General features: G+C 71.0%; 28 protein-coding genes and 1 tRNA gene. 14 read left to right on the plus strand and 15 right to left on the minus strand.

All coding sequences use genetic code 11. The features are described from left to right. The first annotated feature begins 94 nt into the window (after nucleotides 1-94). The 4 genes from OHA89_RS17555 (at nucleotide 95) to OHA89_RS17570 (ending at nucleotide 4362) form a co-directional block, all read left to right on the plus strand. Nucleotides 95-1477: an RNA-guided endonuclease InsQ/TnpB family protein gene (locus OHA89_RS17555; protein WP_406366584.1), complete on the plus strand. Its 1383-nt coding sequence runs from the start codon at nucleotides 95-97 to the stop codon at nucleotides 1475-1477. A gap of 381 nt (nucleotides 1478-1858) precedes the next feature. Beyond that, entirely contained in the window at nucleotides 1859-2947 is a 1089-nt protein-coding gene (locus OHA89_RS17560) for an ABC transporter ATP-binding protein (protein ID WP_266608578.1), read from the plus strand. Nucleotides 2948-3146: 199 nt separating this feature from the next. Further along, nucleotides 3147-3563 (plus strand): hypothetical protein, encoded by a 417-nt coding sequence (locus OHA89_RS17565; protein WP_215139621.1) that lies wholly within the window; start codon nucleotides 3147-3149, stop codon nucleotides 3561-3563. Between the two features lie 28 nt (nucleotides 3564-3591). Beyond that, complete coding sequence (locus OHA89_RS17570) at nucleotides 3592-4362, plus strand: NDP-sugar synthase (protein ID WP_406366587.1); 771 nt, start codon at nucleotides 3592-3594, stop codon at nucleotides 4360-4362. A gap of 108 nt (nucleotides 4363-4470) precedes the next feature. Here the strand turns inward: OHA89_RS17570 and OHA89_RS17575 are convergent, their stop codons facing one another. The 6 genes from OHA89_RS17575 to OHA89_RS17600 form a co-directional block, all read right to left on the minus strand. Beyond that, nucleotides 4471-5985 carry a DoxX family membrane protein gene (locus OHA89_RS17575; protein WP_406366589.1) on the minus strand — a complete coding sequence of 505 codons (1515 nt, stop codon included), beginning with the start codon at nucleotides 5983-5985 and terminating at the stop codon, nucleotides 4471-4473. Between the two features lie 164 nt (nucleotides 5986-6149). After that, the gene (gene rlmB / locus OHA89_RS17580) at nucleotides 6150-7121 is read right to left on the minus strand and encodes a 23S rRNA (guanosine(2251)-2'-O)-methyltransferase RlmB (protein WP_215139624.1); all 972 of its coding nucleotides are present in this window, start codon (nucleotides 7119-7121) and stop codon (nucleotides 6150-6152) included. A gap of 95 nt (nucleotides 7122-7216) precedes the next feature. After that, complete coding sequence (gene cysS / locus OHA89_RS17585) at nucleotides 7217-8617, minus strand: cysteine--tRNA ligase (protein WP_215139625.1); 1401 nt, start codon at nucleotides 8615-8617, stop codon at nucleotides 7217-7219. Nucleotides 8618-8711: 94 nt separating this feature from the next. Next, nucleotides 8712-9215, minus strand: coding sequence for a 2-C-methyl-D-erythritol 2,4-cyclodiphosphate synthase (gene ispF / locus OHA89_RS17590; RefSeq protein ID WP_215139626.1), 504 nt, complete (start codon nucleotides 9213-9215; stop codon nucleotides 8712-8714). After that, nucleotides 9205-9951 carry a 2-C-methyl-D-erythritol 4-phosphate cytidylyltransferase gene (gene ispD, locus OHA89_RS17595; RefSeq protein ID WP_257555112.1) on the minus strand — a complete coding sequence of 249 codons (747 nt, stop codon included), beginning with the start codon at nucleotides 9949-9951 and terminating at the stop codon, nucleotides 9205-9207. The genes ispF and ispD overlap by 11 nt, the downstream gene beginning before the upstream one ends. Before the next feature lie 273 nt (nucleotides 9952-10224). Further along, nucleotides 10225-10707 (minus strand): CarD family transcriptional regulator, encoded by a 483-nt coding sequence (locus OHA89_RS17600; protein WP_003953493.1) that lies wholly within the window; start codon nucleotides 10705-10707, stop codon nucleotides 10225-10227. A 647-nt stretch (nucleotides 10708-11354) separates the two neighbouring features. Here OHA89_RS17600 and OHA89_RS17605 point away from each other — a divergent pair. Next, entirely contained in the window at nucleotides 11355-12041 is a 687-nt protein-coding gene (locus tag OHA89_RS17605) for a DUF461 domain-containing protein (protein WP_266608584.1), read from the plus strand. Nucleotides 12042-12154: 113 nt separating this feature from the next. Here OHA89_RS17605 and OHA89_RS17610 read toward each other — a convergent pair whose 3' ends face one another. Together OHA89_RS17610 and OHA89_RS17615 are read right to left on the minus strand one after the other, a co-directional pair. Further along, nucleotides 12155-12835 carry a response regulator transcription factor gene (locus OHA89_RS17610; RefSeq protein ID WP_030387286.1) on the minus strand — a complete coding sequence of 227 codons (681 nt, stop codon included), beginning with the start codon at nucleotides 12833-12835 and terminating at the stop codon, nucleotides 12155-12157. Continuing rightward, entirely contained in the window at nucleotides 12832-14070 is a 1239-nt protein-coding gene (locus OHA89_RS17615; RefSeq protein WP_257555121.1) for a cell wall metabolism sensor histidine kinase WalK, read from the minus strand. The genes OHA89_RS17610 and OHA89_RS17615 overlap by 4 nt, the downstream gene beginning before the upstream one ends. 216 nt (nucleotides 14071-14286) lie before the next feature. On the opposite strand from OHA89_RS17615, the gene phoU reads away from it, so the two are divergent. The 3 genes from phoU (at nucleotide 14287) to OHA89_RS17630 (ending at nucleotide 15395) form a co-directional block, all read left to right on the plus strand. Continuing rightward, nucleotides 14287-14964: a phosphate signaling complex protein PhoU gene (gene phoU / locus OHA89_RS17620; RefSeq protein WP_112449136.1), complete on the plus strand. Its 678-nt coding sequence runs from the start codon at nucleotides 14287-14289 to the stop codon at nucleotides 14962-14964. 110 nt (nucleotides 14965-15074) lie between these two features. Continuing rightward, the gene (locus tag OHA89_RS17625) at nucleotides 15075-15224 is read left to right on the plus strand and encodes a hypothetical protein (protein ID WP_167344738.1); all 150 of its coding nucleotides are present in this window, start codon (nucleotides 15075-15077) and stop codon (nucleotides 15222-15224) included. A 94-nt stretch (nucleotides 15225-15318) separates the two neighbouring features. Continuing rightward, nucleotides 15319-15395: transfer RNA gene (locus OHA89_RS17630), tRNA-Trp, on the plus strand. A gap of 16 nt (nucleotides 15396-15411) precedes the next feature. Here OHA89_RS17630 and OHA89_RS17635 read toward each other — a convergent pair. Then, nucleotides 15412-16173, minus strand: coding sequence for a phosphoglyceromutase (locus OHA89_RS17635; RefSeq protein WP_215139630.1), 762 nt, complete (start codon nucleotides 16171-16173; stop codon nucleotides 15412-15414). Nucleotides 16174-16325: 152 nt separating this feature from the next. Here OHA89_RS17635 and OHA89_RS17640 point away from each other — a divergent pair, with 152 nt between their 5' ends. Then, complete coding sequence (locus tag OHA89_RS17640; protein ID WP_406366594.1) at nucleotides 16326-17633, plus strand: MDR family MFS transporter; 1308 nt, start codon at nucleotides 16326-16328, stop codon at nucleotides 17631-17633. Here the strand turns inward: OHA89_RS17640 and OHA89_RS17645 are convergent. Together OHA89_RS17645 and mshA are read right to left on the minus strand one after the other, a co-directional pair. Continuing rightward, a complete protein-coding gene (locus tag OHA89_RS17645; RefSeq protein WP_266608593.1) occupies nucleotides 17605-18093 on the minus strand; it encodes a YbjN domain-containing protein in 489 nt (162 codons plus the stop codon). The two genes, OHA89_RS17640 and OHA89_RS17645, sit on opposite strands and share 29 nt — an antisense overlap. Next, nucleotides 18086-19468 (minus strand): D-inositol-3-phosphate glycosyltransferase, encoded by a 1383-nt coding sequence (mshA, locus tag OHA89_RS17650; RefSeq protein ID WP_374199197.1) that lies wholly within the window; start codon nucleotides 19466-19468, stop codon nucleotides 18086-18088. The genes OHA89_RS17645 and mshA overlap by 8 nt, the downstream gene beginning before the upstream one ends. Before the next feature lie 231 nt (nucleotides 19469-19699). Here mshA and OHA89_RS17655 point away from each other — a divergent pair, with 231 nt between their 5' ends. The 3 genes from OHA89_RS17655 to OHA89_RS17665 all read left to right on the plus strand — a co-directional run bounded on the left by OHA89_RS17655 (nucleotide 19700) and on the right by OHA89_RS17665 (nucleotide 23463). Next, a complete protein-coding gene (locus OHA89_RS17655) occupies nucleotides 19700-20521 on the plus strand; it encodes a class I SAM-dependent methyltransferase (protein ID WP_266608595.1) in 822 nt (273 codons plus the stop codon). Between the two features lie 266 nt (nucleotides 20522-20787). Then, complete coding sequence (locus tag OHA89_RS17660) at nucleotides 20788-21846, plus strand: NlpC/P60 family protein (RefSeq protein ID WP_266608597.1); 1059 nt, start codon at nucleotides 20788-20790, stop codon at nucleotides 21844-21846. A 291-nt stretch (nucleotides 21847-22137) separates the two neighbouring features. Continuing rightward, complete coding sequence (locus OHA89_RS17665; RefSeq protein ID WP_266608599.1) at nucleotides 22138-23463, plus strand: PP2C family protein-serine/threonine phosphatase; 1326 nt, start codon at nucleotides 22138-22140, stop codon at nucleotides 23461-23463. Nucleotides 23464-23540: 77 nt separating this feature from the next. On the opposite strand, the gene OHA89_RS17670 is transcribed toward OHA89_RS17665, so the two are convergent. The 3 genes from OHA89_RS17670 to OHA89_RS17680 form a co-directional block, all read right to left on the minus strand. Beyond that, a complete protein-coding gene (locus tag OHA89_RS17670) occupies nucleotides 23541-23879 on the minus strand; it encodes a DUF2516 family protein (protein WP_215139636.1) in 339 nt (112 codons plus the stop codon). Nucleotides 23880-24021: 142 nt separating this feature from the next. Then, on the minus strand, nucleotides 24022-24591 hold the full coding sequence (locus tag OHA89_RS17675) for a hypothetical protein (protein ID WP_215139637.1): 570 nt from the start codon (nucleotides 24589-24591) through the stop codon (nucleotides 24022-24024). Nucleotides 24592-24614: 23 nt separating this feature from the next. Further along, nucleotides 24615-25034, minus strand: a complete 420-nt coding sequence (locus OHA89_RS17680) for a helix-turn-helix domain-containing protein (RefSeq protein WP_406366596.1) — start codon at nucleotides 25032-25034, stop codon at nucleotides 24615-24617. Between the two features lie 95 nt (nucleotides 25035-25129). Between OHA89_RS17680 and OHA89_RS17685 the strand changes: the two genes are divergently transcribed. Next, on the plus strand, nucleotides 25130-25525 hold the full coding sequence (locus OHA89_RS17685) for a helix-turn-helix domain-containing protein (RefSeq protein ID WP_215139638.1): 396 nt from the start codon (nucleotides 25130-25132) through the stop codon (nucleotides 25523-25525). A gap of 57 nt (nucleotides 25526-25582) precedes the next feature. Continuing rightward, nucleotides 25583-25999 (plus strand): VOC family protein, encoded by a 417-nt coding sequence (locus tag OHA89_RS17690; RefSeq protein ID WP_215139639.1) that lies wholly within the window; start codon nucleotides 25583-25585, stop codon nucleotides 25997-25999. A 5-nt stretch (nucleotides 26000-26004) separates the two neighbouring features. Here OHA89_RS17690 and OHA89_RS17695 read toward each other — a convergent pair whose 3' ends face one another. After that, nucleotides 26005-26766, minus strand: a complete 762-nt coding sequence (locus OHA89_RS17695) for a putative protein N(5)-glutamine methyltransferase (RefSeq protein ID WP_374199198.1) — start codon at nucleotides 26764-26766, stop codon at nucleotides 26005-26007. Between the last annotated feature and the right edge of the window lie 51 nt (nucleotides 26767-26817).

The raw sequence follows: 26817 nt of genomic DNA on the forward strand, positions 1-26817 counted from the left end.
AAGCCATCACATTGGAGCCGCCCGTAACCACCCACGCACACGTTCGCTGTACGGACTGGTGTGCCGTTCTGAAGATCAGATCGCGGGAGGGGCGATGGGGGACCGTGTCACGGGGGAGGAAGCCCGGCGGGTCAAGCGCGAACACCTCGGAGTGGGCGACCGGACCAAACACCAGGGCCGTACGGCCACGCCACTGAAGAGCCTGGTCAGAGCGCCGGGCACGCAGCAGCGCGTCTACCGTTTCCGCTTCTATCCGACCGCCGACCAGGCCGCCCAGCTCACCCAGACCTTCGGCGCCTGCCGCTGGGTCTACAACGAAGGCCTCGCCCTCCGGGTGAAGGCCTGGGAGGAACACCGGGTATCGCTGGGCTTCGCCGAGACCTGCCGGGCCCTGACCGGATGGAAGCGGATACCGGAGACGGCCTGGCTGGGGGAAGCCTCTTCCACGGTCCTCCAGCAGTCGTTACGGCACCTCGACTCCGCGTTCTCCAAATTCTTCAAGGGATCGGCGAAGTACCCGCAGCGGAAGTCGAAGCACCGCTCCCGCGACTCGGCGACGTACGTCCGCACCGGCTTCCGGTGGGTCGAGAACGCCGAACGTCCGGGTACGGCCTCGGTCACCCTCGCCAAGCAGAGCACGCCGCTGGATGTGTGCTGGTCGCGTGCGCTTCCACCGGGGCAGTTGCCGGTGAAGCTGACGGTGACCCGGGACCGCGCCGGCCGGTTCTTCCTCTCCGTACTGGTGGAGGAAGTGATCGCGCCGCTCCCCGAGGCGTTCCTCTCCGGCAGCCGCGAGCCGAAGGCAGTGGGCCTGGACCTCGGACTCGCGACGCTGGTGACGCTCGACGACGGGGAGAAGCTGCCGCATCCGCGGCTGCTGAAGAAATACGAGAAACAGCTCGCCTCCTTGCAGCGCGATCTGCACAGGAAACGGAAGGGCTCGAAGAACCGGGGGAAGGTGCGGGAGCGTATCGCCCGCCTGTACGCCTCGATCGGTGATGTCCGTCGTGATCTGCTGGACCGGTTCACGACCCGCCTCGTGCGCGAGAACCAAGTGCTCGTGGTGGAAGACCTGCCGATCGCCAACCTCCTGCGTGCGGCGACGGGGAAGGGCCGCCGGCGCAAGGCGGCGCTGAACCGGTCCATCCTGGACGCGGCGTGGGGTGAGCTGCTGCGCCAGCTCCGCTACAAGTGCGCGTGGTACGGGCGGACTCTGGTGATCGTGGACCGGTTCTTCCCGTCGACCCGGCGCTGCTCGGCCTGCCATACGAAGGGCCCGCGGCTCGACGTCTCGATCCGCGAGTGGACCTGCGCGGAGTGCGGGACGGTGCACGACCGCGACGAGAACGCGGCGGTGAACCTCCGGGACGAGGGGATGCGGCTGTACTGGACCGTGGCCGCCGGGCTGCCGCCGGGTCGGGTGCCGCCGAGTGTGATCAGGGCTTCGGAGCTGGTGGATCTCGTACCGGCCGCGTAGCCAACCGCAGTACGGACCGACGGGCCGTCGGCCGCAATGCCTGTGGAGCCCGCGTAAGACCGGCCAGGTGCGACCCCCAGGGTCATGCCGGGCCGGCAACGGGCGTCGAAGCAGGAACCACTGCTCGTGAGGGTGGTGAGGCGCAACAGAGCCAAGGTCAAAAGCCTGTCGCTCTGCCGGCCGCAGGTCAAAAGCGCGGTGCTCTGCCGACGGACGTCAGGCGGCAGGGTCCGACGGATCGCACAGAGTTCGAAGTCACGTCGATGCGGGTGCTGACAGGAGGCGGGCCGGCGGGTAGCGTCGGGCGGAGTTCGATTTCTGGACTAGACCTTCCACTCGGATCGTCCGGCACGTTCCTGCCGGTAGAAGGGATTCATCACCATGGCTTCTGTCACTTTCGACAAGGCGACCCGTCTGTACCCCGGCGGGGACAAGCCCGCCGTCGACCAGCTGGAGCTGGAGATCGAGGACGGCGAGTTCCTCGTCCTCGTCGGTCCGTCCGGCTGCGGCAAGTCCACCTCGCTGCGCATGCTCGCCGGTCTGGAGGACGTCAACGGCGGTTCCATCCGCATCGGTGACCGCGACGTCACGCACCTGCCGCCCAAGGACCGGGACATCGCGATGGTGTTCCAGAACTACGCGCTGTACCCGCACATGTCCGTCGCCGACAACATGGGCTTCGCGCTCAAGATCGCCGGTGAGGACAAGGCCACCATCCGCAAGAAGGTGGAGGACGCGGCGAAGATGCTGGACCTGACCCAGTACCTCGACCGCAAGCCGAAGGCGCTCTCCGGTGGTCAGCGCCAGCGGGTGGCGATGGGCCGTGCCATCGTGCGCAAGCCGCAGGTGTTCCTCATGGACGAGCCGCTGTCGAACCTCGACGCCAAGCTCCGCGTGTCCACCCGTACGCAGATCGCGGCGCTCCAGCGCGATCTGGGCATCACCACCGTCTACGTCACGCACGACCAGGTCGAGGCCATGACCATGGGCGACCGGGTGGCGGTCCTGAAGGACGGGCTGCTTCAGCAGGTCGACACCCCGCGCAACATGTACGACCGTCCGGCGAACCTGTTCGTGGCGGGCTTCATCGGTTCGCCGGCCATGAACCTGGTCGAGGTCCCGATCACCGACGGCGGTGTGAAGTTCGGCGACAGTGTGGTCCCGGTGTCGCGTGAGGCGCTGTCGGCCGCCGCCGACGCGGGCGACCGTACCGTCACGGTGGGCGTGCGTCCGGAGCACTTCGACATCGCGGAGAGCGGCGGTCTGACGATCGTCGTGAACGTGGTCGAGGAGCTGGGTGCCGACGGTTACGTGTACGGGTCGGCCACGTCGGCCGAGGGTTCGCAGGACCTCGTGGTCCGTGTGAACGGCCGCCAGGTGCCGGAGAAGGGTTCGAGCCTGCACGTGGTGCCGCGGGGCGGCGAGATCCACGTGTTCTCGACTTCTTCGGGTGAGCGTCTCTCCGACTAGTCGGCTGCGGCAGGGTGTTGGAGGGGCGTCCCCGTCGGGGGCGCCCCTTCTCCGTGTCGGGCTGCCGCGCAGGAACCCTGGCAGACCGGGCCATTCAGGCCCAACCCGTCAACCCATAATTCGAAAAGCCACGTCGAACCATCCCCCGACAGGGTGACTAAATGTCGCCAAATCTTCACCGAGCGCTACTCTCGCCCTCGTGACCCACACTGCCCGCCGTATCGGCCGTTCCCTCGCCCTGGTCCTGCCCGTCGTCCTGGTCCTGTCCGGGACCCTCGCGGTCACCATGGTCCCCTGGGCGGACACTTCTTCGTCCCAGGTCCTGACCGCCTCCGCCGAGGACGTCTCCGTCCCCGCCAAGCCGCGGCCCGCGGCGCACGACGTGCTGCGCGACACGCTCGTCGGCGAGATCCAGCAGGGCAAGGAGCCGGGTGATGTCCTCACGCACCTCCAGCAGGAGGTGGACAAGCGGCCGTCGTTGGCCGCGCACTGCGTGGGGATCGCCCGGGCGCTGGGCCGGGCGGCGGTGGACGCCTACGGTCCGACGAAGGCCCAGTCCTTCGCCCGGCCGGTGTGCGACACCTCGTACGCGTCCGGTGTCGCCTCCATGGGCTGAGGCGCGTCGCGTCCCTACCCTGGCCTGCATGACCGACACTTCCCGATCCGCCCCTTCCTCTCCGCCTCCCGCAGCCGCGTTCTCTTCCGCCCCCACCCAGGCCGTTGTCCTGGCGGGCGGTCAGGGTTCGCGGCTGCGGCCGTATACGGATGACCGTCCGAAGCCGATGGTGGAGATTCCGGGGACGGGGGTGCCGATCATCGGGCATCAGCTGGCGTGGCTGGCGTCGGAGGGGGTCACGGACGTCGTGGTGTCGTGCGGGCATCTGGCCGGGGTGCTTCAGGAGTGGCTGGCGGAGGCGGAGTTGCCGCTGCGGGTGACGACGGTGGTGGAGGAGGAGCCGCTGGGGCGGGGTGGCGGTCTGAAGTACGCGGCGCGTCATCTCCCGGACCCGACGGGGTCCTGGTACGCGACGAACGGCGACATCTGGACGCGGTTCTCGCTGCGGGAGATGGCTGCGTTCCATACGGAGCGCGGTGCGGTGGCGACGCTGGCGCTGGCCCGTCCGCGGATTCCGTGGGGGGTGGTGGAGACGAACGAGTTCGGGCAGGTGCTGGACTTCATCGAGGCTCCGCCGTCGCCGTATCCGGTCAATGCGGGCGTGTATGTCTTCGGGCCCGAATTCGTGGCGCTGCTGCCGGATTTGGGGGATCACGAGCGGACGACGTTCCCGCGGTTGGCGCGGGAGCGGCGGCTGGCGGGCTTTCCGCTGCCGCAGGGGGCCTACTGGCGGGCGATCGACACGGCGAAGGACCTGACCGAGGCGGCACGGGAGTTGGCGGCGCAGACGGGCTCCTGAGCCTTTTCGGACGGATTTACGATGCTTCGTGTGCTCGGGGCGCGCGGAGGGGCCCGGCACGCTCGCGCGCGCCGGGCCCCTGGTGTTCTGGATGCCGGTCGGCCGGGTTCAGCCGAGGAGGCCTCCGACCAGGCCGGGCTGCTTGGCCGGGGTGGTGGTGCCGGAGGTGCTGCTGCCGGAGGAGGTCGGCGGCTTCTGGGGGGCGGACTGCCGCGGGGTGCTGCGGGGGGTCTGCCTGCTGGTGGTGCCCTTGGTGGCGGTGGGCGATTCGGAGCGGGTGCCGGCGGTTTCGCGGGCGGGGCCGCCGGATGCGCCCTTGCCGGACTTGGCGGCGGGCTCGGAGGCGCTGGCGGAGGGCTGTGCGGGCTTGGACGGCTGCTGGGTGGGCTGCTGCTGCCTGGCCGGTTCCTTGGGGAGGGGGCGGCCGGGGAGGTAGTTGCTGGGGGCTTGTCCGGGGCCGGGGACGGTGACGACGGTGGTGGAGCGGACGGCGCCGCCGAGGAGGGAGCCGATGAGCAGGGTGAGTCCGCAGATGACGCTGGCCATGACGGCTCCGCGGCGCAGTACGCGCCGGCGCAGTCGCCAGATCTCGGAGCGGGGTCCGAGGGTGCGCCAGGCTTCGCCGGCGAGGCGTCCGTCGAGGGAGTAGACGGGGGCGCCGGCGATGATCAGCGGGCTCCAGGCGGCGAGGTAGATGATGTCGGGCGCGTCGTAGGCGGGGACGGTCTTCCAGCTGACGGTCATCAGGAGCGCGGCGGAGAGCAGTGCTCCGAAGCAGGCGGCGAACCGCTGCCAGAGGCCGAAGACGGTCAGGACTCCGACGATGACCTGGAGGAAGGCCACGCTGAGGCCGGCGCCGACGGGGTGGGCGAGGGCGAAGTCGCGCAGTGGTTCGGCGAGTGCCCAGGGGTGGAGGGTGTGCAGCCAGGTGACCATGGAGCCGCGTTCGCCGCCGTCGAAGTAGACGGGGTCGCACAGTTTGCCCATGCCGGCGTAGATGGAGATGAAGCCGAGGAAGACGCGCAGCGGGAGGAGTACGACGCCGAGGTTCATCCGGCGGCCGGGGTAGTAGGAGGCCTGTCCGCGGGTGTCGGTGCCGGCGCGCCGGGTGTCGGCGCCGGGGTCGGGTGACCCGCTGCCGTAGGCCGGCTCGTACGGGAGGTCCCGTACGGCGGCCAGGGGGCGGGTCTCGTCGGGGTCCCCGTAGGTGCGCTGGCCGATGACGGTGGGGGTGGTGAGGGTGTTGTCGGCGAGGTCGTGGGCCAGGTCGATGCGCGGGATGACCTGGGTGGCGCCGCCGTCGTACTCGTCGATGCCGCGGCCGGCCTCGCGTACGGCTTGGAGGAGTCCGCCCATGGCCGCTCCGTCGCCGGGGGCGGCCTTGCCGCTCCAGACGACGGGGGCTCTGCGGCGGGTGACTCCGGCCGCGGCGGCCACGGCGCCGCCGAGGACGGGGGCGCGGCCGGGGGCGTTCGCGGGCTTGGAACGCGCGCTCGGGCTCGGTGCGAGCCGCACGCGGAAGCTGGCGTGGTTGACGATGACCTGTGCGGGGTCGCACGGCACCTTGACCATGCTCAGCGCGGGCTGGTCGTCGAACCCTGACGTTCTGGTGTCCACACTCATCTAACCGAGTGATCAGTGTTTAGGACACTGCCTTGACATCAGGGATCTGTCCGAGACCCGTCAAGATCAAGCCACCCCGCCCGAAACGGGCGGGGTGACAGCCTCACGTGTCACTTTCCGTGAGCCAAGTGGATCAAGCGGATCAAGCGGATGAGGCGGATGGATCAGGCGCGGCCGCGGTCCGCGCGGCGGCGGGCGGCCTCGTAGAGCACGACGCCGGCGGCGACACCGGCGTTGAGGGACTCGGCGCCGCCGGGCATCGGGATGCGGACGAGGTAGTCGCAGTTCTCGCCGACGAGCCGGCCGAGGCCCTTGCCCTCGGAGCCGACGACGATGACGACGGGGCCGCCGAGCGCGTCCAGGTCGTTGACGCTGTGCTCGCCCTCGGCTGCGAGGCCGACGATGGTGATGCCGGCCTTCTTGTAGTCCTGGAGGGCGCGGGTGAGGTTGGTGACGCGGGAGACCGGGGTGCGGGCGGCGGTGCCGGCCGAGGTCTTCCAGGCGCCGGCGGTCATGCCGGCGGCGCGGCGCTCGGGGATGACCACGCCGTGGCCGCCGAAGGCGGAGACGGAGCGGACGATCGCGCCGAGGTTGCGCGGGTCGGTGACGCCGTCGAGGGCGACGATGAGGGGGTCGTCCCCGTCGTCGTAGGCGGCGGCGGTGAGGTCCTCGGGGTGCGCGTACTCGTACGGCGGGACCTGGAGGACGAGGCCCTGGTGGTTGAGCCCGTTGGTCATGCGGTCGAGCTCGGGGCGCGGGGCTTCCATCAGGTTGATGTTGCCGCGGTCGGCAGCGAGCTTGAGGGCGTCGCGGACGCGCTCGTCGTTGTCGATGAACTGCTGGACGTAGAGGGTGGTGGCGGGAACTCCGTCGCGCAGCGCCTCGAAGACCGGGTTGCGGCCGACGACCATCTCGCTGGTGCCCTTGGCGCCGCCGCGGCGGGGGGCGGGGCGGCGCTTGGCGGCCTGCCGGGCCATGGCGTTGCTGATGCGGTTCGCCTTGTGCTTCTTGCGGTCCTCGGCCTTGGGCGTGGGGCCCTTGCCTTCCAGGCCCTTGCGCCGCTGGCCACCGCTGCCGACCGTCGCGCCCTTCTTGTTGGACGTACGGCGGTTCCTGCGCTGGCTGTTCCCGGCCATGACTTCTACCTGTTTTCGTTGATGCTGCGGTATGTACGTATGAAGAGTGTGCCGCCCGGAACGCCGGGCAGCACACCAAGCTCAGCTGCCTGGGCTCAGCGGGGGCCGAGCGTCCAGCGCGGACCCGTCGGACTGTCCTCGATGACCAGTCCGGACTGCTGGAGCTGGTCGCGGATGGCGTCGGCCGTGGCCCAGTCCTTGCGGGCCCGGGCGGACTCGCGCTGTTCAAGGACGAGGCGTACGAGCGTGTCGACGGCGCCGTGCAGGTCCTCGCCGCGGTCCGCCTCGCCGGCCCAGTGCGGGTCGAGCGGGTCCAGGCCGAGGACGCCCAGCATGGCCCGCACCTCCGACAGGCGCGCGATGGCCGCGTCCTTGTCGTCGGCGGCGAGTGCGCTGTTGCCCTGGCGGACGGTGGTGTGGACGATGGCGAGCGCCTGCGGGACCCCGAGGTCGTCGTCCATGGCCTCGGCGAAGGCGGGCGGGACCTCGGCGGCGGGCTCGACGGGCTTGCCGGCCTTCTCGATGACGCGCTGGTAGAAGCCCTCGATCCGCGCGAAGGCGGACTCGGCCTCGCGCAGGGCCTCCTCGCTGTACTCGATCATCGACCGGTAGTGCGGGGTGCCGAGGTAGTAGCGCAGGACGATCGGGCGCCACTGCTTGACCATCTCGGAGACGAGGACCGAGTTCCCGAGGGACTTGGACATCTTCTCGCCGGACATGGTGACCCAGGCGTTGTGGACCCAGTAGCTCGCGAACTCGTCCCCGAAGGCCTTGGCCTGGGCGATCTCGTTCTCGTGGTGCGGGAAGATCAGGTCCAGGCCGCCGCCGTGGATGTCGAAGGCCTCGCCGAGGTACTTGTGCGCCATGGCGGAGCATTCCAGGTGCCAGCCGGGGCGGCCGCGGCCCCACGGGGTCTCCCAAGAGGGCTCGCCGGGCTTGACGGACTTCCACATGGCGAAGTCGCGGGCGTCGCGCTTGCCGGTCTCGCCGGTGCTCTCCGGCTGGCGGATGTTGTCGAGTTCCTGGCGGGACAGCGCGAGGTAGCCGGGGTAGGACTTCACGTCGAAGTAGACGTTGCCCTCGGACTCGTAGGCGTGGCCGCGCTCGATGAGGCCGCGCATCATCTCGACCATCTCGGTGACGTGGCCGGTGGCGCGGGGCTCGTAGGTGGGCGGGAGGCAGCCGAGGGCGGCGTAGCCGTCGTTGAAGGCACGCTCGTTCTCGTAGCCGATGGACCACCAGGGGCGGCGCTGTTCGGCGGACTTCGCGATGATCTTGTCGTCGATGTCCGTGACGTTGCGGATGAAGGTGACCTCGTAGCCCCGGTACTCGAACCAGCGGCGCATCATGTCGAAGTTGAGGCCCGACCGGATGTGCCCGATGTGCGGGGCCGCCTGCACCGTGGCGCCACAGAGGTAGATCGAGACACAGCCCGCGGTGAGCGGGGTGAAGTCACGGATCTGCCGGGCGCTGGTGTCGTACAGGCGAATAGTCACGGCATCCAGGGTAGTGCGCCTGTAGCAGTGCCCCGCGACCCTTTGGGGACCCGGGGGCCTCTTTGTTGTGGAAGAAGTGTCTTCGTACGTCGCACTACGCGGGATTCGTCCGGTACACGAGGGCTGTCGCGATGGCGGCGAGCCCTTCGGCGCGGCCGGTGAGGCCCAGTCCGTCGGTGGTGGTGCCGGATACGGAGACGGGGGCGCCCGCGGCGGCGGCGAGCGCCTTCTGCGCCTCTTCGCGCCGCTTGCCGATCTTCGGGCGTACGCCGATCACCTGGATGGCGATGTTGCCGATCTCGAAGCCCTCGGCGCGGACGATGCGGGCGGCCTCCGCCAGGAGGGTGACGCCCGCGGCTCCGGACCACTCGGGGCGGGAGGTGCCGAAGTGCGCGCCGAGGTCGCCGGCGCCGGCGGCGGAGAACAGCGCGTCGCAGGCGGCGTGCGCGGCGACGTCGCCGTCGGAGTGTCCGGCGAGGCCGTCCTCGCCCTCCCACAGCAGTCCGGCGCACCACAGCTCGCGGCCGGTCTCGAAGGCGTGCACGTCGGTGCCGATGCCGACGAGCGGGATCAGCGGGGCGTCGGGGCTAGTAGGCATCGGTGGCCCTCCTGCGGGCGAGTACGGCCTCGGCGAGGACCAGGTCGAGCGGGCGGGTGACCTTGAAGGCCTCTTCGTGGCCGGGGACGACGACGACGGTGACGCCGAGGCGCTCCACCATGCCGGCGTCGTCGGTGGCGCCCTCGCCGGCCACGGCGATCTCCTCGTGCGCGCGTACGAGGGTGGCGCGGTCGAAGCCCTGCGGGGTCTGTACGGCGCGCAGCCGGGCCCGCTCGGGGGTCGAGACGACGGGCTCGGGCTCGCCGGGCTTGCCGGGCTCGACCTCCTTGACGGTGTCGGCCAGGGGCAGGGCGGGCACCACGGCGGGGGCTCCGGCGCGTACGGCTTCGACGACGGAGTCCACGGTGTCGACGGGGACCAGCGGGCGGGCCGCGTCGTGGATGAGTACGGAGGTGACGTCCTGCGGGAGCGCGTCGAGGCCGGCGCGTACGGACTGCTGGCGGGTCTCGCCGCCGGGCACGACCACGATGTCGGTGCGGTCGGGCAGCGCGTGCTCGTTCAGGAGGAGGCGTACCGCGTCGGCGCCGTCGGGCGGGGCGACGACGACCACGAGGGAGACCGCGCGGGAGCGGGCCATGGCGCGGACGGCGTGGATGAGCATCGGCGTTCCGCCGATGGCCCGCAGGGCCTTGGGGGCGCCGGGGCCGAGGCGTACCCCGCGGCCGGCGGCCGGGATCACCGCGGCGGTGCGGTGGGGGCGCGTTTCGTCAGACATCAGTAGCTCCGAGCCAGGTTTGTGACTTCGGCCGACATGGGTATGGCCTGGAGGGTGCCGGGTGCGACGCCCTCGCCCCTTCCGTGGACGACCGGTCGAGCAGGCTGCCCGGACCCGGCACACCAGTGAGGTGGATCAAAAGGTATGGGTACAGACATGCCGCAGCGCCCGGCAACAGGCCCCTCGTGGAGGAGGGGCCTCGTCATCGGGCACCGCGGCACAACTGTGTACACATTGTTCTGATGAACACTGTTTGCTGAACGGGGCCTCGCGTCAGGACGCGAGAACCTCGTCGAGGAGGGCCTCGGCCTTGTCCTCGTTCGTGTTCTCGGCGAGCGCGAGTTCGCTCACCAGAATCTGGCGCGCCTTCGCGAGCATGCGCTTCTCACCCGCGGAAAGCCCGCGCTCACGCTCACGACGCCACAGGTCACGCACGACTTCGGCGACCTTGATGACATCGCCAGAAGCGAGCTTCTCCAGATTTGCCTTGTAGCGCCGGGACCAGTTCGTCGGCTCTTCTGCATACGGTGCGCGCAGCACCTCGAAGACCCGGTCCAGCCCGTCCTGGCCGACTACGTCGCGAACGCCGACGAACTCCGCATTGTCCGCAGGCACACGAACCGTCAGGTCGCCCTGGGCGACCTTGAGCACCAAGTAGGTCTTGTCCACGCCTTTGATCTGACGAGTCTCAATGGCCTCGATCAGCGCGGCCCCGTGATGGGGATAGACCACGGTGTCGCCAACCTTGAACGTCATGTGACAGGTACCCCTTCCGTGGCTATCCAGGGTAACACGAGAACTGACTGTTATGAATGGCGTTTTCGCAGGTCAGGGCACATCTCGGGGCTTGACAACAGCGACAGGAACGTGCTGCGAAGGGCTTCCGGAAGGGGGTATTCGCAGGTCGGGGGCGCTGTGCGGACCGGGCGAAAGGGCCACGCTACACCCGCTCGACACCCCCGTCAGTGTGACGTACGTCCCGATTTGCCGGTTTCGGAGTCGCAAAACCGAACTACTCCGTTCGACTGGCGGCCGCCAGTGCGGGGCGGTTCAGGCCCAATCCCGAATTGATCACGCGGCGGCGTTCACGGGAATCCGGGAATTGATCACCGGGCGTCCGTGGCTCGATATGCGGGTGTCATGTGATCGGCGTGTGAACGCCAGGGTGAACGACACCGTGATCGGCATGTGAACGGCACGGTGAACGGCACGCGGAATGCAAGATCGCGGAAGTGGGCGCAGACCCCCGGCAGGGTGGCCGCCGCGCTGCGGAGGGTCGGGTGCGGGGGCAGGGCGGCGGCTCGGTAACCTAAGCGCGCTGACACACCCTTAGAGCGGCTTTACCTCGGCCGTCCCAAGGGAGCCCACCCTCCCGTTCCGTACGTCAAGGAGATGCCGCCGCCGTGAGCCGCAGCCTTCGACGCGGCGCCCTCGCCGCCACCGCCGTCGTGTTCTCGATCGCCTCGCTGGCCGCATGCGGTGCGGGCAAAGACGCGCAGACCCTCCAGATCAAGCCGGACAACGCCGCCGCCTCCAAGGGCGAGATCGAGGTCCAGAACGCACTGGTGATCACCCAGGGCCAGAAGGGCGAGAAGGGCGCAGCAGTCGTCTCGGCGACGCTCTTCAACAACGGCACCAAGGCAGAGACCCTTGACGGCATCACCCTCCCGGGTGGCCAGGGCAAGGTCGCGCTGAAGCCCGCCGAAGGCTCCGGCAAGGTCACCGTGCCGGCCCTCGGCTACGTGGTGATCGGCGGCAAGGGCAACGCCTCCGCCGTGATCGAGAACGGTGCCGCGACCGTCAGGGACGGCGAGGTACAGAAGGTCCTCTTCCAGCTGAGCAGCACGGGCGGCATCGAGCTGGAGGCCTTCGTGGTCCCGAACACCGGCGCGTGGGCGCCGTTCGGCCCGACCGCGCCCCCGGCCGCCACCCCGGCCGCCGGCTCCACCCCGTCCGGCGCCCCCTCCGGCAGCCCGTCCGGCACCCCGTCGGGCGCGGCCACCGGTGCGGCCTCGGGCAGCCCGTCCGGATCCCCCTCGGGCGCCGCCGGCACGCCGTCGGGTTCCGCCTCGCACAGCGCGGGCCACTGACCCGGATGACGGCGTAGCGCCGTACACGTACGCATACGGGAAGGGCCCCCATCCGCATCGGCGGCTGGGGGCCCTTCCCGTACTGCGTGGAGCTGTCCCGCGTGACGCTCGGTTTACGGCTCGAACTTGTAGCCGAGACCGCGCACCGTGACGAGGTAGCGCGGCGCGCCCGGGTCCGGTTCGATCTTCGCGCGCAGGCGCTTGACGTGGACGTCCAGGGTCTTGGTGTCACCGACGTAGTCGGCGCCCCAGACCCGGTCGATCAGCTGCATGCGGGTCAGTACGCGGCCCGCGTTGCGCAGCAGCATCTCGAGCAGGTCGAACTCCTTCAGCGGGAGGTCCACCTTCCCGCCGGCGACGGTGACCACGTGGCGGTCGACGTCCATCCGTACGGGGCCCGCCTCGAGGGCCGCCGGGGTGACCTCTTCCGGTTCGCCGCGGCGGCGCAGGACCGCGCGGATGCGGGCGACCAGCTCCCGCGAGGAGAAGGGCTTGGTGACGTAGTCATCGGCTCCTATCTCCAGCCCGACGACCTTGTCGATCTCGCTGTCCTTGGCCGTCACCATGATCACGGGGACGTTGGAGCGGCCGCGCAGCTGCCGGCAGACCTCCGTGCCGGGCAGGCCGGGGAGCATCAGGTCGAGGAGGACGAGGTCGGCGCCGTTGCGCTCGAACTCGTCCAGTCCGTCGGGCCCCGTCGCGGCGATGGCGACTTCGAAGCCCTCCTTGCGGAGCATGTAGGACAGGGCGTCGCTGAATGATTCCTCATCCTCGACGACGAGCACTCGGGTCACGGAAGGACCTCCGGGGCAGGGATGGCTGTTGCTGGGTCAGTCAGGGGTGGGGCGGGTGCGGGGGTCGTCGCCGGGGCCGGCGCGGCCGCTTCGGGGAGTCGCAGCGTGAACGTGGAGCCCTGGCCCTCCGAGCTCCACACCGACACCTCCCCGCCGTGCGAGGCAGCCACGTGCTTCACGATCGCAAGGCCGAGGCCCGTTCCTCCCGTCGCACGGGAGCGGGCCGGGTCCACGCGGTAGAAGCGCTCGAAGATGCGCTCGCGGTCCTTTTCCGGGATGCCGATGCCCTGGTCGGTCACGGCGATCTCGATCAAGTCTCCCCCAGGTGCCGCCACCCTGCGCCCGGCTATGCCGACGCGGGTGCGGGCGGGGCTGTAGTTGACGGCGTTCTCGACCAGATTTCCGAGGGCTGCCGCGAGCTGTCCGCGGTTGCCCCAGACGCGCAGGTCGGCGGTGCCGCCGGCGGCCATGGTGATCTGTTTGGAGGAGGCCGTGTGGCGGCAGCGGTCGATCGCCTCTGCTACCAGGGTGTCCACGCGGATGGGCTCGGCGTCCTCCAGCGGGTCGTCGTTCTGTACCCGGGAGAGGTCGATGAGTTCCTGTACGAGGTTGATCAGGCGGGTTGCCTCGATCTGCATGCGGCCGGCGAAGCGGCTGACCGCCTCGGGGTCGTCCGAGGCGTCCATGACGGCCTCGGAGAGCAGGGAGATCGCTCCGACCGGGGTCTTCAGCTCGTGGGACACGTTGGCCACGAAGTCGCGGCGTACGGCTTCGATGCGGCGGGCCTCGGTGAGGTCCTCGACCAGGAGGAGCACCAGGCGGGAGCCGAGCGGGGCGACGCGCGCCGAGACGGCGAGGGCCTCCCCGCGGCCGGTGCCGCGCCGGGGCAGGTCCAGCTCGACCTGCCGTATCTCCCCGTCGCGGCGGGTGTCGCGGGCCATGTGGAGCATGGGTTCGACGGCGAGCTTGCCGCCTCGGACCAGTCCGAGGGCGTACGCCGCCGAGCTGGCCTTGACCACCGCGTCGCCCTCGTCGAGTACGACGGCCGAGGACCGCAGTACGGAGAGCACGGTGTCCACACCGGGTGGGAGCACCGCGTTGATGTCGGGGCGCATGGAGCTCCGGGTGGGGCGGGCCTGGTCGCGCTCGCTCCAGCGGAACGCCAGCATCGCGATCACACCGGTGCAAAGACCGGCGATCGCTGCAGCTGCGGCGACCGCCGCGTTCACGTCCATGCATCCAGGTTAAGCAGGCGTGACGACACTTCCACAGCCGTTCGGGTGCCACCTCGAACACTCGTCGCCCAGAGTTCACCCTGGGTACGGGGTTGATTCATTTGTGATGCCGGAGTCGGACGCGTTTGCGCCTCACCGTGTCAACGTGGGGCCAGCGGCCGCCCTGGCCGGGCCCCCCGGGCAGTAGTGCAGTAGGTCAAGAGAGGGACACCAGACATGCGTGACGCGTACCACGAGGAACTGGACTCGATCGGAGAGGGCCTGGTCGAGATGGCCCGGCTGGTCGGTTCCGCGATCGGGCGGGCCACGACGTCCATGCTCGACGCCGACCTGAAGCTCGCCGAGAGTGTCATCGCCGCTGACCAGAAGGTCGACGACCTCCAGCACGACCTGGAGGCCCGCGCGATCGCGCTGCTGGCCCGGCAGCAGCCGGTCGCCACCGACCTGCGCATCGTGGTGACCTCGCTGCGGATGAGCGCGGACCTGGAGCGCAGCGGCGACCTGGCCCAGCACGTGGCGAAGCTCGCGCGGCTGCGCTTCCCGGACACGGCCGTGCCGCGGGACCTGCACGCCACCATCCTGGAGATGGGGCAGCTGGCGCAGCGCCTGATGGCGAAGGCCGCCGAGGTCATCATCACCAAGGACGTCGACCTGGCGCTCCAGCTGGAACAGGACGACGACGAGATGGACCAGCTGCACCGCACGCTGTTCCAGCACCTGATGGACGACCGCTGGAAGCACGGCATCGAGACGGCCGTGGACGTGACGCTGCTGGGCCGGTACTACGAGCGCTTCGCGGACCACGCGGTGTCGGTGGCCAAGCGCGTGGTCTACCTGGTGACGGGCGAGCACGCGGACGAGCTCCAGCCGCCGACCCAGGTCGAGGGCGTCTGAGCACGGGCGCGAGCCCCAATGCGCCGTTGACGCGCCGGTGTGGCTGGGCATGAATGAGGCGAGGGCGGTCCGTCGTGCGAAGTCCCGTACGCCGCCCGCGAGGAGGAACCATGCCCGATTCCCCCGTCCCCATCACGCCGGAGCAGGAGCAGCCGCCGAGGCCGGAACCGCTGCGCCTCCCGCTGCTCGCAGCCTGCGGCTGCGGCTCGGGCTGCGGCTGCGGCTGCCAGTCCGGCGCCCCCTGCCAGTGCGGCGGCTGACCCCGCCGACCCGGCGCACCGTACGCGAAGGGCCCCGGCCGACGTCCTCGGCCGGGGCCCTTCACGTGAGCTGCCCTTACGATGCCTGCGGGGGGCGGCCCGTAGCGCAGAGGTCGTCGCGCGCGGTCTCCAAAACCGCGAGGACGCCGGTTCGACTCCGGCCGGTCCGCCCCTGCCTTGGCTGGGACTACTTCTTCTTGCCCTGGTTCTTGACGGCCTCGATGGCGGCCGCGGCCGCGTCCGGGTCGAGGTAGGTGCCGCCCGGCTTGAGGGGCTTGAACTCGGCGTCGAGCTCGTAGGCGAGCGGGATGCCGGTCGGGATGTTCAGGCCCGCGATGTCGGCGTCGGAGATGCCGTCCAGGTGCTTGACCAGGGCGCGCAGGGAGTTGCCGTGCGCGGCGACCAGGACGGTGTGGCCGTCGAGCAGGTCCGGCACGATCGCGTCGTACCAGTACGGCAGCATGCGGACGACGACGTCCTTGAGGCACTCCGTGCGCGGGCGCAGCTCCGGCGGGATCGACGCGTAGCGCGGGTCCTCGGACTGGGAGAACTCCGTACCGTCCTCGAGGGCCGGCGGCGGGGTGTCGTACGAGCGGCGCCACAGCATGAACTGCTCCTCGCCGAACTCGGCGAGGGTCTGGGCCTTGTCCTTGCCCTGGAGGGCGCCGTAGTGGCGCTCGTTCAGGCGCCAGGAGCGGTGGACCGGGATCCAGTGACGGTCGGCGGCCTCGAGCGCCATCTGCGCGGTGCGGATCGCGCGCTTCTGGAGCGAGGTGTGCACGACGTCGGGGAGCAGGCCGGCGTCCTTGAGCAGCTCACCGCCGCGGACCGCCTCCTTCTCGCCCTTCTCGTTGAGATTGACGTCCACCCAGCCGGTGAACAGGTTCTTCGCGTTCCACTCGCTCTCGCCGTGGCGGAGGAGGATCAGCTTGTACGGTGCGTCGGCCATGCGTACGAGCCTAATGGACGGGCCGGGGCGCTCGCGCGCGGTGTCCATGCCCGCCGATTGACGCCGGGCGTCAATTGACTGGCGTTGACGGAACCACCACTCGTAATGTGCGGGGAGCTGAAGAGACACTTACATCACCGGGGGGATTCCTTATGTCCGCTGCCAGTTTGAGACGGGCCGCCCGGGAGAGCGTGTCGGGTCTGCCGCGTGCGTTCTGGTGGCTGTGGGCGAGCACCCTGGTGAACCGGCTCGGGGCCTTCGTCGCCACGTTCATGACCTTGTACCTGACCCTGGACCGGGGCTATTCGGCCTCCTTCGCGGGACTTGTGGTCGCCCTGCACGGGCTCGGCGGTGTGATCTCCTCGCTGGTCGCCGGGGTGATGACCGACCGGCTCGGGCGCCGGCCCACGCTGATGGCCGCCAACGTCTCGACCGCCCTGTCGGTCGCGCTGCTCGGCTTCATGGAGCATCCGGCGGCGATCGCGGCCGTCGCGCTGCTGGTCGGCATGACCTCCAACGCCTCGCGCCCCGCCGTGCAGGCGATGATGGCCGACATCGTCCGCCCCGAGGACCAGGTACGGGCCTTCGCGCTGAACTACTGGGCCATCAACCTCGGCTTCGCGATCTCCGCGACGGTCGCCGGTTTCGTCGCCGAGTACAGCTACCTGGCCGGATTCCTGGGCGAGGCGGCGCTGACGCTGCTGTGCGCGGTCCTCGTCTTCATGAAGCTGCCCGAGTCGCGGCCCGAGAAGGGCGACGCGGCCGCGGCGGCGGCCGAGCCCGGGATCGGACTCGGCACCGTGCTGCGCGACGGGCGGTTCATGGCCGTGGTCGGGCTGTCGTTCCTGATCTCGCTGATCTTCATGCAGGGCTCGTTCGGGCTGCCGCTGGCGATGGGCACCGCGGGGTTCTCCACCGGGGACTACGGACTGGTCGCCGCCGTGAACGGCGTACTGATCGTGGTGCTGCAGATCCCGGTCACCCGGTTCATCGAGCACCGCGACCCGCAGAAACTGCTCGTGATCTCGGCGCTGCTGGCCGGGTACGGGTTCGGTCTGACGGCGTTCGGCGGCTCGATCGGCGTGCTCGCGCTGACCGTCTGCGTGTGGACGCTGGGCGAGATCATCAACTCGCCGACCCAGATGGGCCTGGTCGCGCGGCTCTCCCCGCTGCACGGGCGCGGCCGCTACCAGGGGATGTACACGATGTCCTGGGCGGTGGCCTCGCTGATCGCGCCGCTGCTGGCGGGCGGGGTGATCGACCGGTTCGGCGCGGGCTGGCTGTGGGGGGCGACGGCGGTCCTCGGAACCGTCGCCGGGCTCGGGTACTGGCTGCTGATGCGCAACCTGCCGCCCGTGATGGCGCCGGAGCTGCCGGCGGCCGCGTCGGCCGAACCGTCCGCCCCGGCCGCCCCGGCCTCGTCGGCCGAGGTCAGGCCGACGGCTGCGTCAGGTGCTTGAACGCGTCCAGGTTGTAGGTCGGCTCGCCGCGGGAGACGCGCCACTCGTACTCGCGGCGGATCGCCCCGGCGAAACCGAGCTCCAGCAGGGTGTTGAAGGAGCCGTCCGCCGCCTCCAGCACCGTGCCGAGCAGCCGGTCCAGCTCCTCCGGGGTGACCACGGCGAGCGGTAGGCGGCCCGTCAGGTAGATGTCGCCGAGGCGGTCCACCGCGTAGCTCAGCCCGTACAGCTTGAGGTTGCGCTCCAGCAGCCAGCGGTGGACCCCGGCCTCGTTCTCGTCGGGGTGGCGGATCACGAAGGCGTTGACCGACAACGAGTGCCGGCCGACCCGGAGCGAGCAGGTGGTGCTCAGCTTGCGGGTGCCGGGGAGCTGGACGACGTAGGAGCCCGGCTCGGGGCTCTCCCAGCTCAGCTCGGCGCCGGCGAGCGTGGCCTCGATGATCGCGGCGGTGTCAGCCATGGTGGGAGCGTACGCGACGGCGGTGATCATGCATCGCCGCGGTGTACACGTCCGCCGTGCCGCCGGCGGCGGTGTCCCAGCCGAAGAACTGCGCGTGCCGCGCCGCCTCGGCGCCCATCCGGTCCGCGAGCCCGGGGTCGTCCACGAAACGCCGCAGCTCACGCGCGTAGTCCACCGGGTCGTGGCCGGGTACGAGGATACCGGTGACCCCGTCGTTGACGGCGACGGGCAGTCCGCCGACCTCGGCGGCGAGCACCGGCGTGCCGCTGGCCTGCGCCTCTATGGCGACGAGTCCGAAGGACTCGCTGTACGAGGGCATGACCAGCACGGACGCCGCGCGGAACCAGTCGGCGAGGCTGTCCTGCCCCACCGGCGGGTGGAAGTGCACGAGATCGGCGATGCCGAGCTTCGCGGCGAGCTTCTGCAGGCCTTCCGGCTTGGCGAGGCCGCTGCCGCTGGGGCCGCCGACGACGGGGACGAAGAGGCGGCCGCGCAGCGAGGGGTCCCGGTCGACGAGCTCGGCGACGGCGCGCAGCAGGATGTCGGGGGCCTTCAGCGGCTGGATCCGCCCGGCGAAGAGCGGGATCACGGCGTCCTGCGGCAGGCCGAGGCGGGCGCGGGCGGCGGCCCGGCCGTCGCCGACGGTGAAGCGGTCCAGGTTCACGCCGGGGTGGACGACGGCCACCTTGGCGGGGTCGGCCTCGTAGTGCCGGACGAGCTCGTCGGCCTCCTCGGCGGTGTTCGCGATGAGCCGGTCCGCGGCGGCCACGATCTGGGTCTCGCCTATGACGCGGGCGGCGGGCTCGGGCGTGTCGCCCTCGGCCAGCGCGGCGTTCTTGACCTTGGCCATGGTGTGCATGGCGTGCACGAGCGGGACGCCCCAGCGCTCGGCGGCGAGCCAGCCGACGTGGCCGGAGAGCCAGTAGTGGGAGTGGACGAGGTCGTAGTAGCCGGGGCGGTGCCCGGCCCAGGCCTGCATCACGCCGTGGGTGAAGGCGCACAGCTGGGCCGGGAGCTCCTCCTTGGCGAGGCCTTCGTACGGGCCCGCGTCCACGTGCCGTACGAGGACCCCGGGGGCCAGCTCGACCACGGGCGGCAGTCCGCCGGTGGTGGCCCGGGTGAAGATCTCGACCTCGATGTTGATCGCGGCGAGGCGTTTGGCCAATTCGACGATGTAGACGTTCATGCCGCCGGCGTCGCCGGTGCCGGGCTGGTGCAGCGGGGAGGTGTGCACGCTGAGCATCGCCACGCGGCGGGGCTTGCGGTGGTGGCCGACGGCCGGCAGGCGCAGTCGCGGCGGCTCGTGCCGGGTGGCGCGGGCGGCGGCGAGGCGGCCGCTGATGCTGCCGCCGAGGCGGGACACGTACTGGCTCAAGGGAGCAGTTCCTCTCGCTCGACGACACGCGGATCGGACGACACTCGGACCGGCTGCCGGGCTGGCGGCGGGCGGCTGCCGGGCATGCCGACAGGGGCGCGCCGGGCGCCCTGCAAGGAGTGCAACCCGGATGGCCGTCCCGCGCATTCCGGGGTGGCCGGATTTCCGCGTCTTTTTCTCGGCGGGCACCTGATTTTCCTCCGGTGAGGGCGCTCCGCTTACTCTCGGCTCATGGCCTCCCGCACCACTCCGACTCCCAGCCGCGCCCCCGGGCGCCCCGTGGGCTCGGTGACGCGCGGGACGACGAACCCGAACCGGTTGCGCCGGATGGACCGCTGGATCGCCGCCACGCACGGGGCGGCGCTGCGGCGCGCGCAGGCGCCGGTCGCGGTGGACCTCGGCTACGGGGCCGCGCCCTGGACGGCGGTCGAGCTGCTGGCGCGGCTGCGCGAGGCGGCTCCGCGGGTGCGGGTGGTCGGTATCGAGATCGAGCCGGCGCGGGTGGCCGGGGCGAAGCCGTACGAGCGGGAGGGTCTGAGCTTCCGGCACGGCGGCTTCGAGGTCCCGCTGGAGGACGGGGCCCGCCCGGCGCTGATCCGGGCGGCGAACGTACTGCGCCAGTACGACGAGGAGCAGGTCGCGGCGGTGTGGGAGCGGCTGTGCGCGCGACTGTCCCCGGACGGGCTGCTGGTGGAGGGGACCTGCGACGAGATCGGGCGGCGGCACGTGTGGGTGGCACTGGGGCCGGAGGGGGCGCGCACGGTGACGTTCGCGACCCGGCTGGGCTCCCTGGAGCGCCCCTCGGACCTGGCGGAGCGGCTGCCGAAGGCGCTGATCCACCGCAACGTTCCGGGCGAGCCGGTGCACGCGTTCCTGCGCGACTTCGACCGGGCGTGGGCGGCGGCGGCTCCGTACGCCTCGTACGGGGCGCGGCAGCGCTGGATCCGGACGGCGCGGGCCCTGTCCGGCGACTGGCCGCTGGCGGACGGGCCGGGGCGATGGCGGCAGGGGGAACTGACGGTGCGCTGGGAGGCGTTGCGCCCGGCGGGGTGAATGCGGCGGCCGGGGGAACCGGTGATACGGATCGCCCGTTGAGCCGTCAGGGGTGGGGTCCGTTGGGGCGGACAAGATCGGAAGGACATCCACAAGGGTGTCGGAATTCACCGGCTCGTGGCACCATCCCGAAGGCAGCGACAAGTTACTGACGAATAGTCAGATCCAATGCAGGATGATGCAGGGTCTGACTCTGGGTGCCTGGGGGGACCATGGGGGCCGAACGGCGACGGCGGGGCACAAGCGGGCTCGTGCTGCTGTGCGCGATGGCGATACTGACGGCGCCGGGCCTGGCGACGGGCATGGCGTACGCGGCTCCTGCCGCGCCCGTGGCACCCATGGCTCCGGCGGCCCCCGGGGCTCCCGCCGCTCCGGCTCCGGAGCCGGGCGCCAAGTCCCTGGAGCAGGTCCGCAAGGAGATGGAGGAGCTGTTCCGGCAGGCGGGCACCGCCACGGACGCCTACAACCTCGCCGAGGCCGAGGCCAAGGCCCAGTCGGACAAGATCGTCGAGATCGCCAACCTGATCGTGGCCGGCCAGGAGCGGATCACCACCCTGAAGAGCCGCGCGGGCGCCGCCGCCCGCGCCCAGTACCGCTCGGGAGGTCTGCCGCCGAGCGCGAATCTGGCGCTGAGCGACGACCCGGGCCACTTCCTCGACGGGGCGGGCCGGATGCGCCAGGGCGAGAAGGCCGCCTCGGACATGCTGACCGAACTGGACCGCACCCAGAACGACTTGAAGCGGTACGCCGAGGAGGCGAGCGCCCACTGGGCGACGCTGGAGGCCAACCGGATCAAGCAGGAGAACGCGAAGAAGCAGATCGAGGAGAAGATCAAGGCTGCGGAGGAGCTGGAGAACAAGCTCGAGGCCGAGGAGAAGGCCCGGCTGATCCAGCTGGAGCAGGAAGCCCAGTACAAGGCGCAGACGGCGTGGCTGTCGACGGGCGCGATGAAGGACGTCAACGGCCTGGCGACGGACGCCGGGAAGCGGGCCGTGCAGTACGCCACCGCGCAGATGGGCAAGCCCTACGTCTGGGGAGCCGAGGGTCCGGGCTCGTTCGACTGCTCCGGTCTGACCTCCCAGGCCTGGCTGGCGGCGGGCAGGCCGATCCCGCGCACCTCGCAGGAGCAGCTGCGACTGCTGCCGAAGGTCGCGATCAAGGACATGCGCCCGGGCGATCTGATCATCTACTTCGACGACGCGAGCCACGTCGCGATGTATGTCGGCGACGGCGCGATGGTCCACGCCCCGCGCCCGGGCCGGAACGTGACGATGGCGGGTGCGGGCTCGATGCCGATCAAGGCGGTCGTCCGGCCGGACGCGTAGCCCGCGCCCCGGACGCCGGGCGCGGGAGTCCGGGGGCGGGGGTGGGGGAAGCCCCGCAGGGCGGGGTTCAGGGCGGGCGCCGCAGGCAACCAAACCGGCCCGCCGGACGTCTCGCTAGGCGGGACGGAACACGGCCCCGCCGTGACCTTTGTCATCCACGAGGCCGATTTTCCCCCGCGATAACGGCATATGACGGAGGCCCTGGCCCGGCACGGCATTCCGCCCGCCGGGCCGGGCCGCTAGGGTCGGCGCACGAGCGCACCCTCGGGGGGAGGGAAGGAACCGGAGACGATGCCCGTACCCGTACCGCGGCAGAGGGACACCCCGGCCACGGAAAGCGGTCAGGCCGTTCTGACCGCCGAACCGCCCCTGGCGCAGGCAACCGGCCAGGCGGCCGCCGAAGCGACGGCCCAGGCGACCACGCACACGACCCCACTGACCCTCCTGGTCATCGAGGACGACCCGGCCGGCGGCCTCACCGTCCCCGAGATCCTCGACACCGACGGCCACCGCATCCGGCTCCGCACCGCCCGCAACCTCACCGAGGCCGCACGGCTGCTCACGCCCGACGTCCACTGCATCCTGCTCGACCTGGCCCTGCCGGACCACGGCCCCCGTACGGCGTCCACCGCCACGGCCGCGGACCAGCTGGACAACCTCCGCCAGGTGCTCCGCATCGCCCCCCGCCACGCCGTCCTCGTCCTCACCGCCGAGGCGGACGCCGAGCGCGGCGCCGAGGCCGTCCGGGTCGGCGCCCAGGACTTCCTCTTCCGGGACGAGCTGGACGGCCGGCTGCTGAGCCGCGCCATCCGGTACGCGGTGGAGAGAAAACGGGCCGACATCGCCCAGTACAAGCTTGCAGAATCGAAACTGCGCGCCCAGGAGAACGCCCGGCTGGAGCGCGGGCTGCTCCCCAACCCCCTCCTGGAGGGCTCGGACCTCCGCTTCGCCGCCCGCTACCGCCCCGGCCGCAGCCGGGCCCTGCTCGGCGGCGACTTCTACGACACCGTCCGCACCCCCGACGGCACCGTCCACGCCATGATCGGCGACGTCTGCGGCCACGGCCCGGACGAAGCGGCCCTCGGCGTCGAGCTCCGCATCGCCTGGCGCGCCCTGACCCTGGCCGGCCTGTGCGGCGACGACCTGCTGGCCACGCTCCAGGAAGTCCTGGAGGTGGAACGTCCCTGCGAGGAGATCTTCGCGACGCTGTGCACGGTGGACATCGCACCGGACGGCCGCCGCGCCGGCCTGTGCCTGGCCGGCCACCCGGCACCGCTGATCACAAGGCCGGGGCGCCCCGCGCGGCTGCTCCCGTACGAGAACAGCGGCCCGGCGCTCGGACTGCTGCCCAAGGCCCGATGGCCCCGGCGCCAGGTCGAGCTCGGCGGCGCGTGGAGCCTGATGCTCTACACCGACGGGCTGATCGAGGGCCGGATCGGCGCGGGCAAGGAGCGCCTGGGGCAGGACGGCATGGTCGAGATGATCAACCGCCACCTCGATGACGGGCTGAGCGGCGAGAACCTGCTGGAGGCCTCCGTCACCGAGGCCCGCCGCCTCAACGGCGGCGAGCTCACGGACGACGTGGCCGTGGTCCTGCTCTCCCGCGGCGGGTCCTGACGCCGGGCACTGACGTCGGGCACTGACGTCGGGCACTGACGTCCTGTCCTGACCGCCGGGCGGGTCGGCGGGGAGGGTTACCTTCCGCCGTTGTAGGGCCCGTACGGCCCGTCACTGCTGCTGCCGCCGCTGCGCCGCCCGCCGCCCGAGACCTGCTTGAGCGCGGGGCGCACGTCGACGAAGAACACGATGGTGGCGACCAGGCCGGCGATCTCCAGGAACAGCATCCCCAGGAAGAAGTCCACGAGGACGGTGATGCCGAGGATGACCAGCCAGAACGTCTTGGTCTGCTTTTCGGCCGCCCGGTACGCGTCCTCGCGAGCGAGCAGCGCGAACACGAAGGCCACGACGGCGAGCACCAGCATGGCGAGCCCCAGCATCGGGAGCACGCCTCGATCGAACCCGTCCATCAACATCGCTTCGACCGCCTTCTCACGCTCTTGCTTTCGCACTCCTGACGGGATGCCGCCCGATTCCACGCTACCGGCACGGGCGCCCTCACGAATGACAACGGGCCGGACACACTCAAGGTGCCCGGCCCGCCGCCGCTCATGCGTCTCAGCTCTCGTCGCCCGCCGTGGCGGCGGCCTTCTTGGCCGTGCTCTTGCGCGCCGTGGTCCTCTTCGCGGCGGGCTTCTCCTCGGAGGCGGAGGCCTCCGCGGCGGCCGGCTCGGCCTCGGGCTCCGGCTCGACGGCCACGGCGATCTCGACGATCTCCTCGGAGACCTCGCCCCGCCAGGCCCGGACGGCCTGCTCGCCGTGCTCGGCGACCTTGTCGTACGTCTCCTTGGCGCGGACCGCGTACTCCGCGGCCACGCCGACGCCGCGCAGCGCCAGGTCCTGCGCGGTCTCCCCGAGCTTCTTCGGGTCGATCGCGCCGAACACCTCGGCGACCTTGGCGGTGACCGCCTCCTGCGCCTCCTTGGCCGCTGCGGCGGCCTTCTCCTGCACGACCTTGGGGTCGGTGTTCTTCACGGCCTCGATGCGCGCCGGGGCCTCGGCGCGCAGCTGCTCGATGAGCCCGGGCACCTTCTTGGCCTGCTGCACGGCCAGGTCGGCCGTACCGGCGGCGAAGTAGAGGGGGGTCGGGTCGGTGAGGGTCTTCTTCAGGTCATCGGCGATGGCCATGTGCTGGTCCTCCCGGATCAAGTTCAGTTCGTCTTCGACGGCATCTCGCCGTCGGGCACGTCAGGCACGTCGGGCACGTCGGGCACATCGGGCGCGTCGAGCGCGTTCTCCTTGCGGAACGACTCGTAGATCTGGAGCAGCACCTGCTTCTGCCGCTCGTTGATGGACGGGTCGGCGAGGATGACGGCCCGCGTCTCCACCTCGTCCCGGTCCCGCTCATCCAGGATTCCGGCCTGCACGTACAGCGTCTCCGCGGAGATCCGCAGCGCCTTGGCCAGCTGCTGCAGGATGTCCGCGCTCGGCTTGCGCAGCCCGCGCTCGATCTGGCTCAGGTACGGATTCGACACCCCCGCCGCCTCGGCCAGCTGCCGCAGCGAAAGCTGGGCCTGCCGACGCTGCTCACGGAGGTATTCGCCGAGGTTTCCGACGTTGAGCGATGCCATGCCCCGATCCTGCCCGACTCTGCTAACTATTGCAAGCGCATGCTTGCAACATCTCCCACCCGTGTCTGTCGGAGGGCCGTGCGATGCTGGTGAGCGTGACCTTGGAGGATCTGGTTCGGCTGCGCCGCGCCCGGGACGTGATGGATCGCGACTACGCGCAGCCGCTGGACGTCCCGGCGCTGGCCAAGGTCGCCCTCATGTCCTCCGGCCACTTCTCCCGCAGCTTCCGCGCCGCCTACGGCGAGACGCCGTACAACTACCTGATGACCCGCCGCGTCGAGCGGGCGAAGGCGCTGCTGCGGCGCGGCGACATGAGCGTGACGGACGTCTGCTTCGCCGTCGGATGCACCTCGCTCGGGTCGTTCAGCTCGCGCTTCACCGAGCTGGTCGGCGAGACCCCGAGCGCCTACCGGGCCCGCCCCCACGAAGCGGGCGCCCCGATCCCGGCGTGCGTCGCCAAGGTCCTCACGCGACCGGTCAGGAACAGGTAGGCGGACACATCAGGATCGAGGAAGCGCGATCCGCCGCCGTCTCGTAGCGTCGAGGGCATGGACATCAAGCTCTCGCAGTGCTTCATCGCCGTCGACGACCACGACAAGGCCCTCGCCTTCTACCGCGACGCCCTCGGCCTGGAGGTCCGCAACGACGTCGGATACGAAGGGATGCGCTGGGTGACCGTCGGCTCCCCGTCGCAGCCGGACGTGGAGATCGTCCTCGAACCGCCGCTCGCCGACCCCAACGCCTCACCCGCCGACCGGCAGGCCATGGCGGAACTGCTGGCCAAGGGCCAGCTGCGCGGCGTGATCTTCTCCACCGACGACGTCGACGCCACCTTCGAAAAGGTCCGGGCGGCCGGCGGCGAAGTCCTCCAGGAGCCCCTCGACCAGCCCTACGGGGTCCGCGACTGCGCCTTCCGCGACCCCGCCGGCAACATGCTCCGCTTCAACCAGCCCCGCAAGAAGTAAGGACTTCAGCGCGCGGCGATCACCACCGTCGCGTACAGCTCCTCCGAGGTGGCCACGCGGGTCGCGAGGCCCGCCGAGGTCAGGGCCGAGGCCGTCGACGGGCACTGCCGGGCGCTCGTCTCGATCAGCAGGTGGCCGCCCGGGGCCAGCCACGGGAGGGCGTCCGCCGCGACCCGGCGGTGGATGTCCAGGCCGTCCGAACCGCCGTCCAGGGAGACCAGGGGCTCGTGGTCGCGGGCCTCCGAGGGCATGAGGCCGATCTCCTCCGTCGGCACGTACGGGGCGTTGACCACCAGCACGTCCACCCGCCCCCGCAGCGACGCCGGGAGCGGGGCGTACAGGTCGCCCTCCCACACGCTGCCGCCGTACGGGGCCACGTTGCGCCGCGCGTACGCCAGCGCCGCCGGGTCGATGTCCGCCGCGTGCAGCTCCACCCCGCCCGGCACCCGCGCCGCGACGGCCGCGCCCAGGGCGCCGACCCCGCAGCACAGGTCCAGCACCACCGCGCCGGGCCGGGCCAGCGCCACCGCCTCCGTCACCAGGAACTCGCTGCGCCTGCGCGGCACGAAGGCCCCCGCGCCCACTTCCACGCGCAGTCCGCAGAACTCCGCCCAGCCCACCACGTGTTCCAGCGGCTCGCCGCCGACCCGGCGGGCCAGCAGCTCCGCCAGGTGGCCGTCGTCCCGCGCGGAGGCGAGCAGCAGGTCCGCCTCCTCCTCCGCGAAGACGCAGCCGGCCACACGCAGTTGTTCCACCAGGGTCGTCAAATACCTCAGTCCTCGGTCATCGGTTCTCGGTTCACTCACACGCTACGGTCT

Origin of the sequence: Streptomyces sp. NBC_01546, from assembly GCF_045208355.1 — a bacterium.
Taxonomy (GTDB): domain Bacteria; phylum Actinomycetota; class Actinomycetes; order Streptomycetales; family Streptomycetaceae; genus Streptomyces.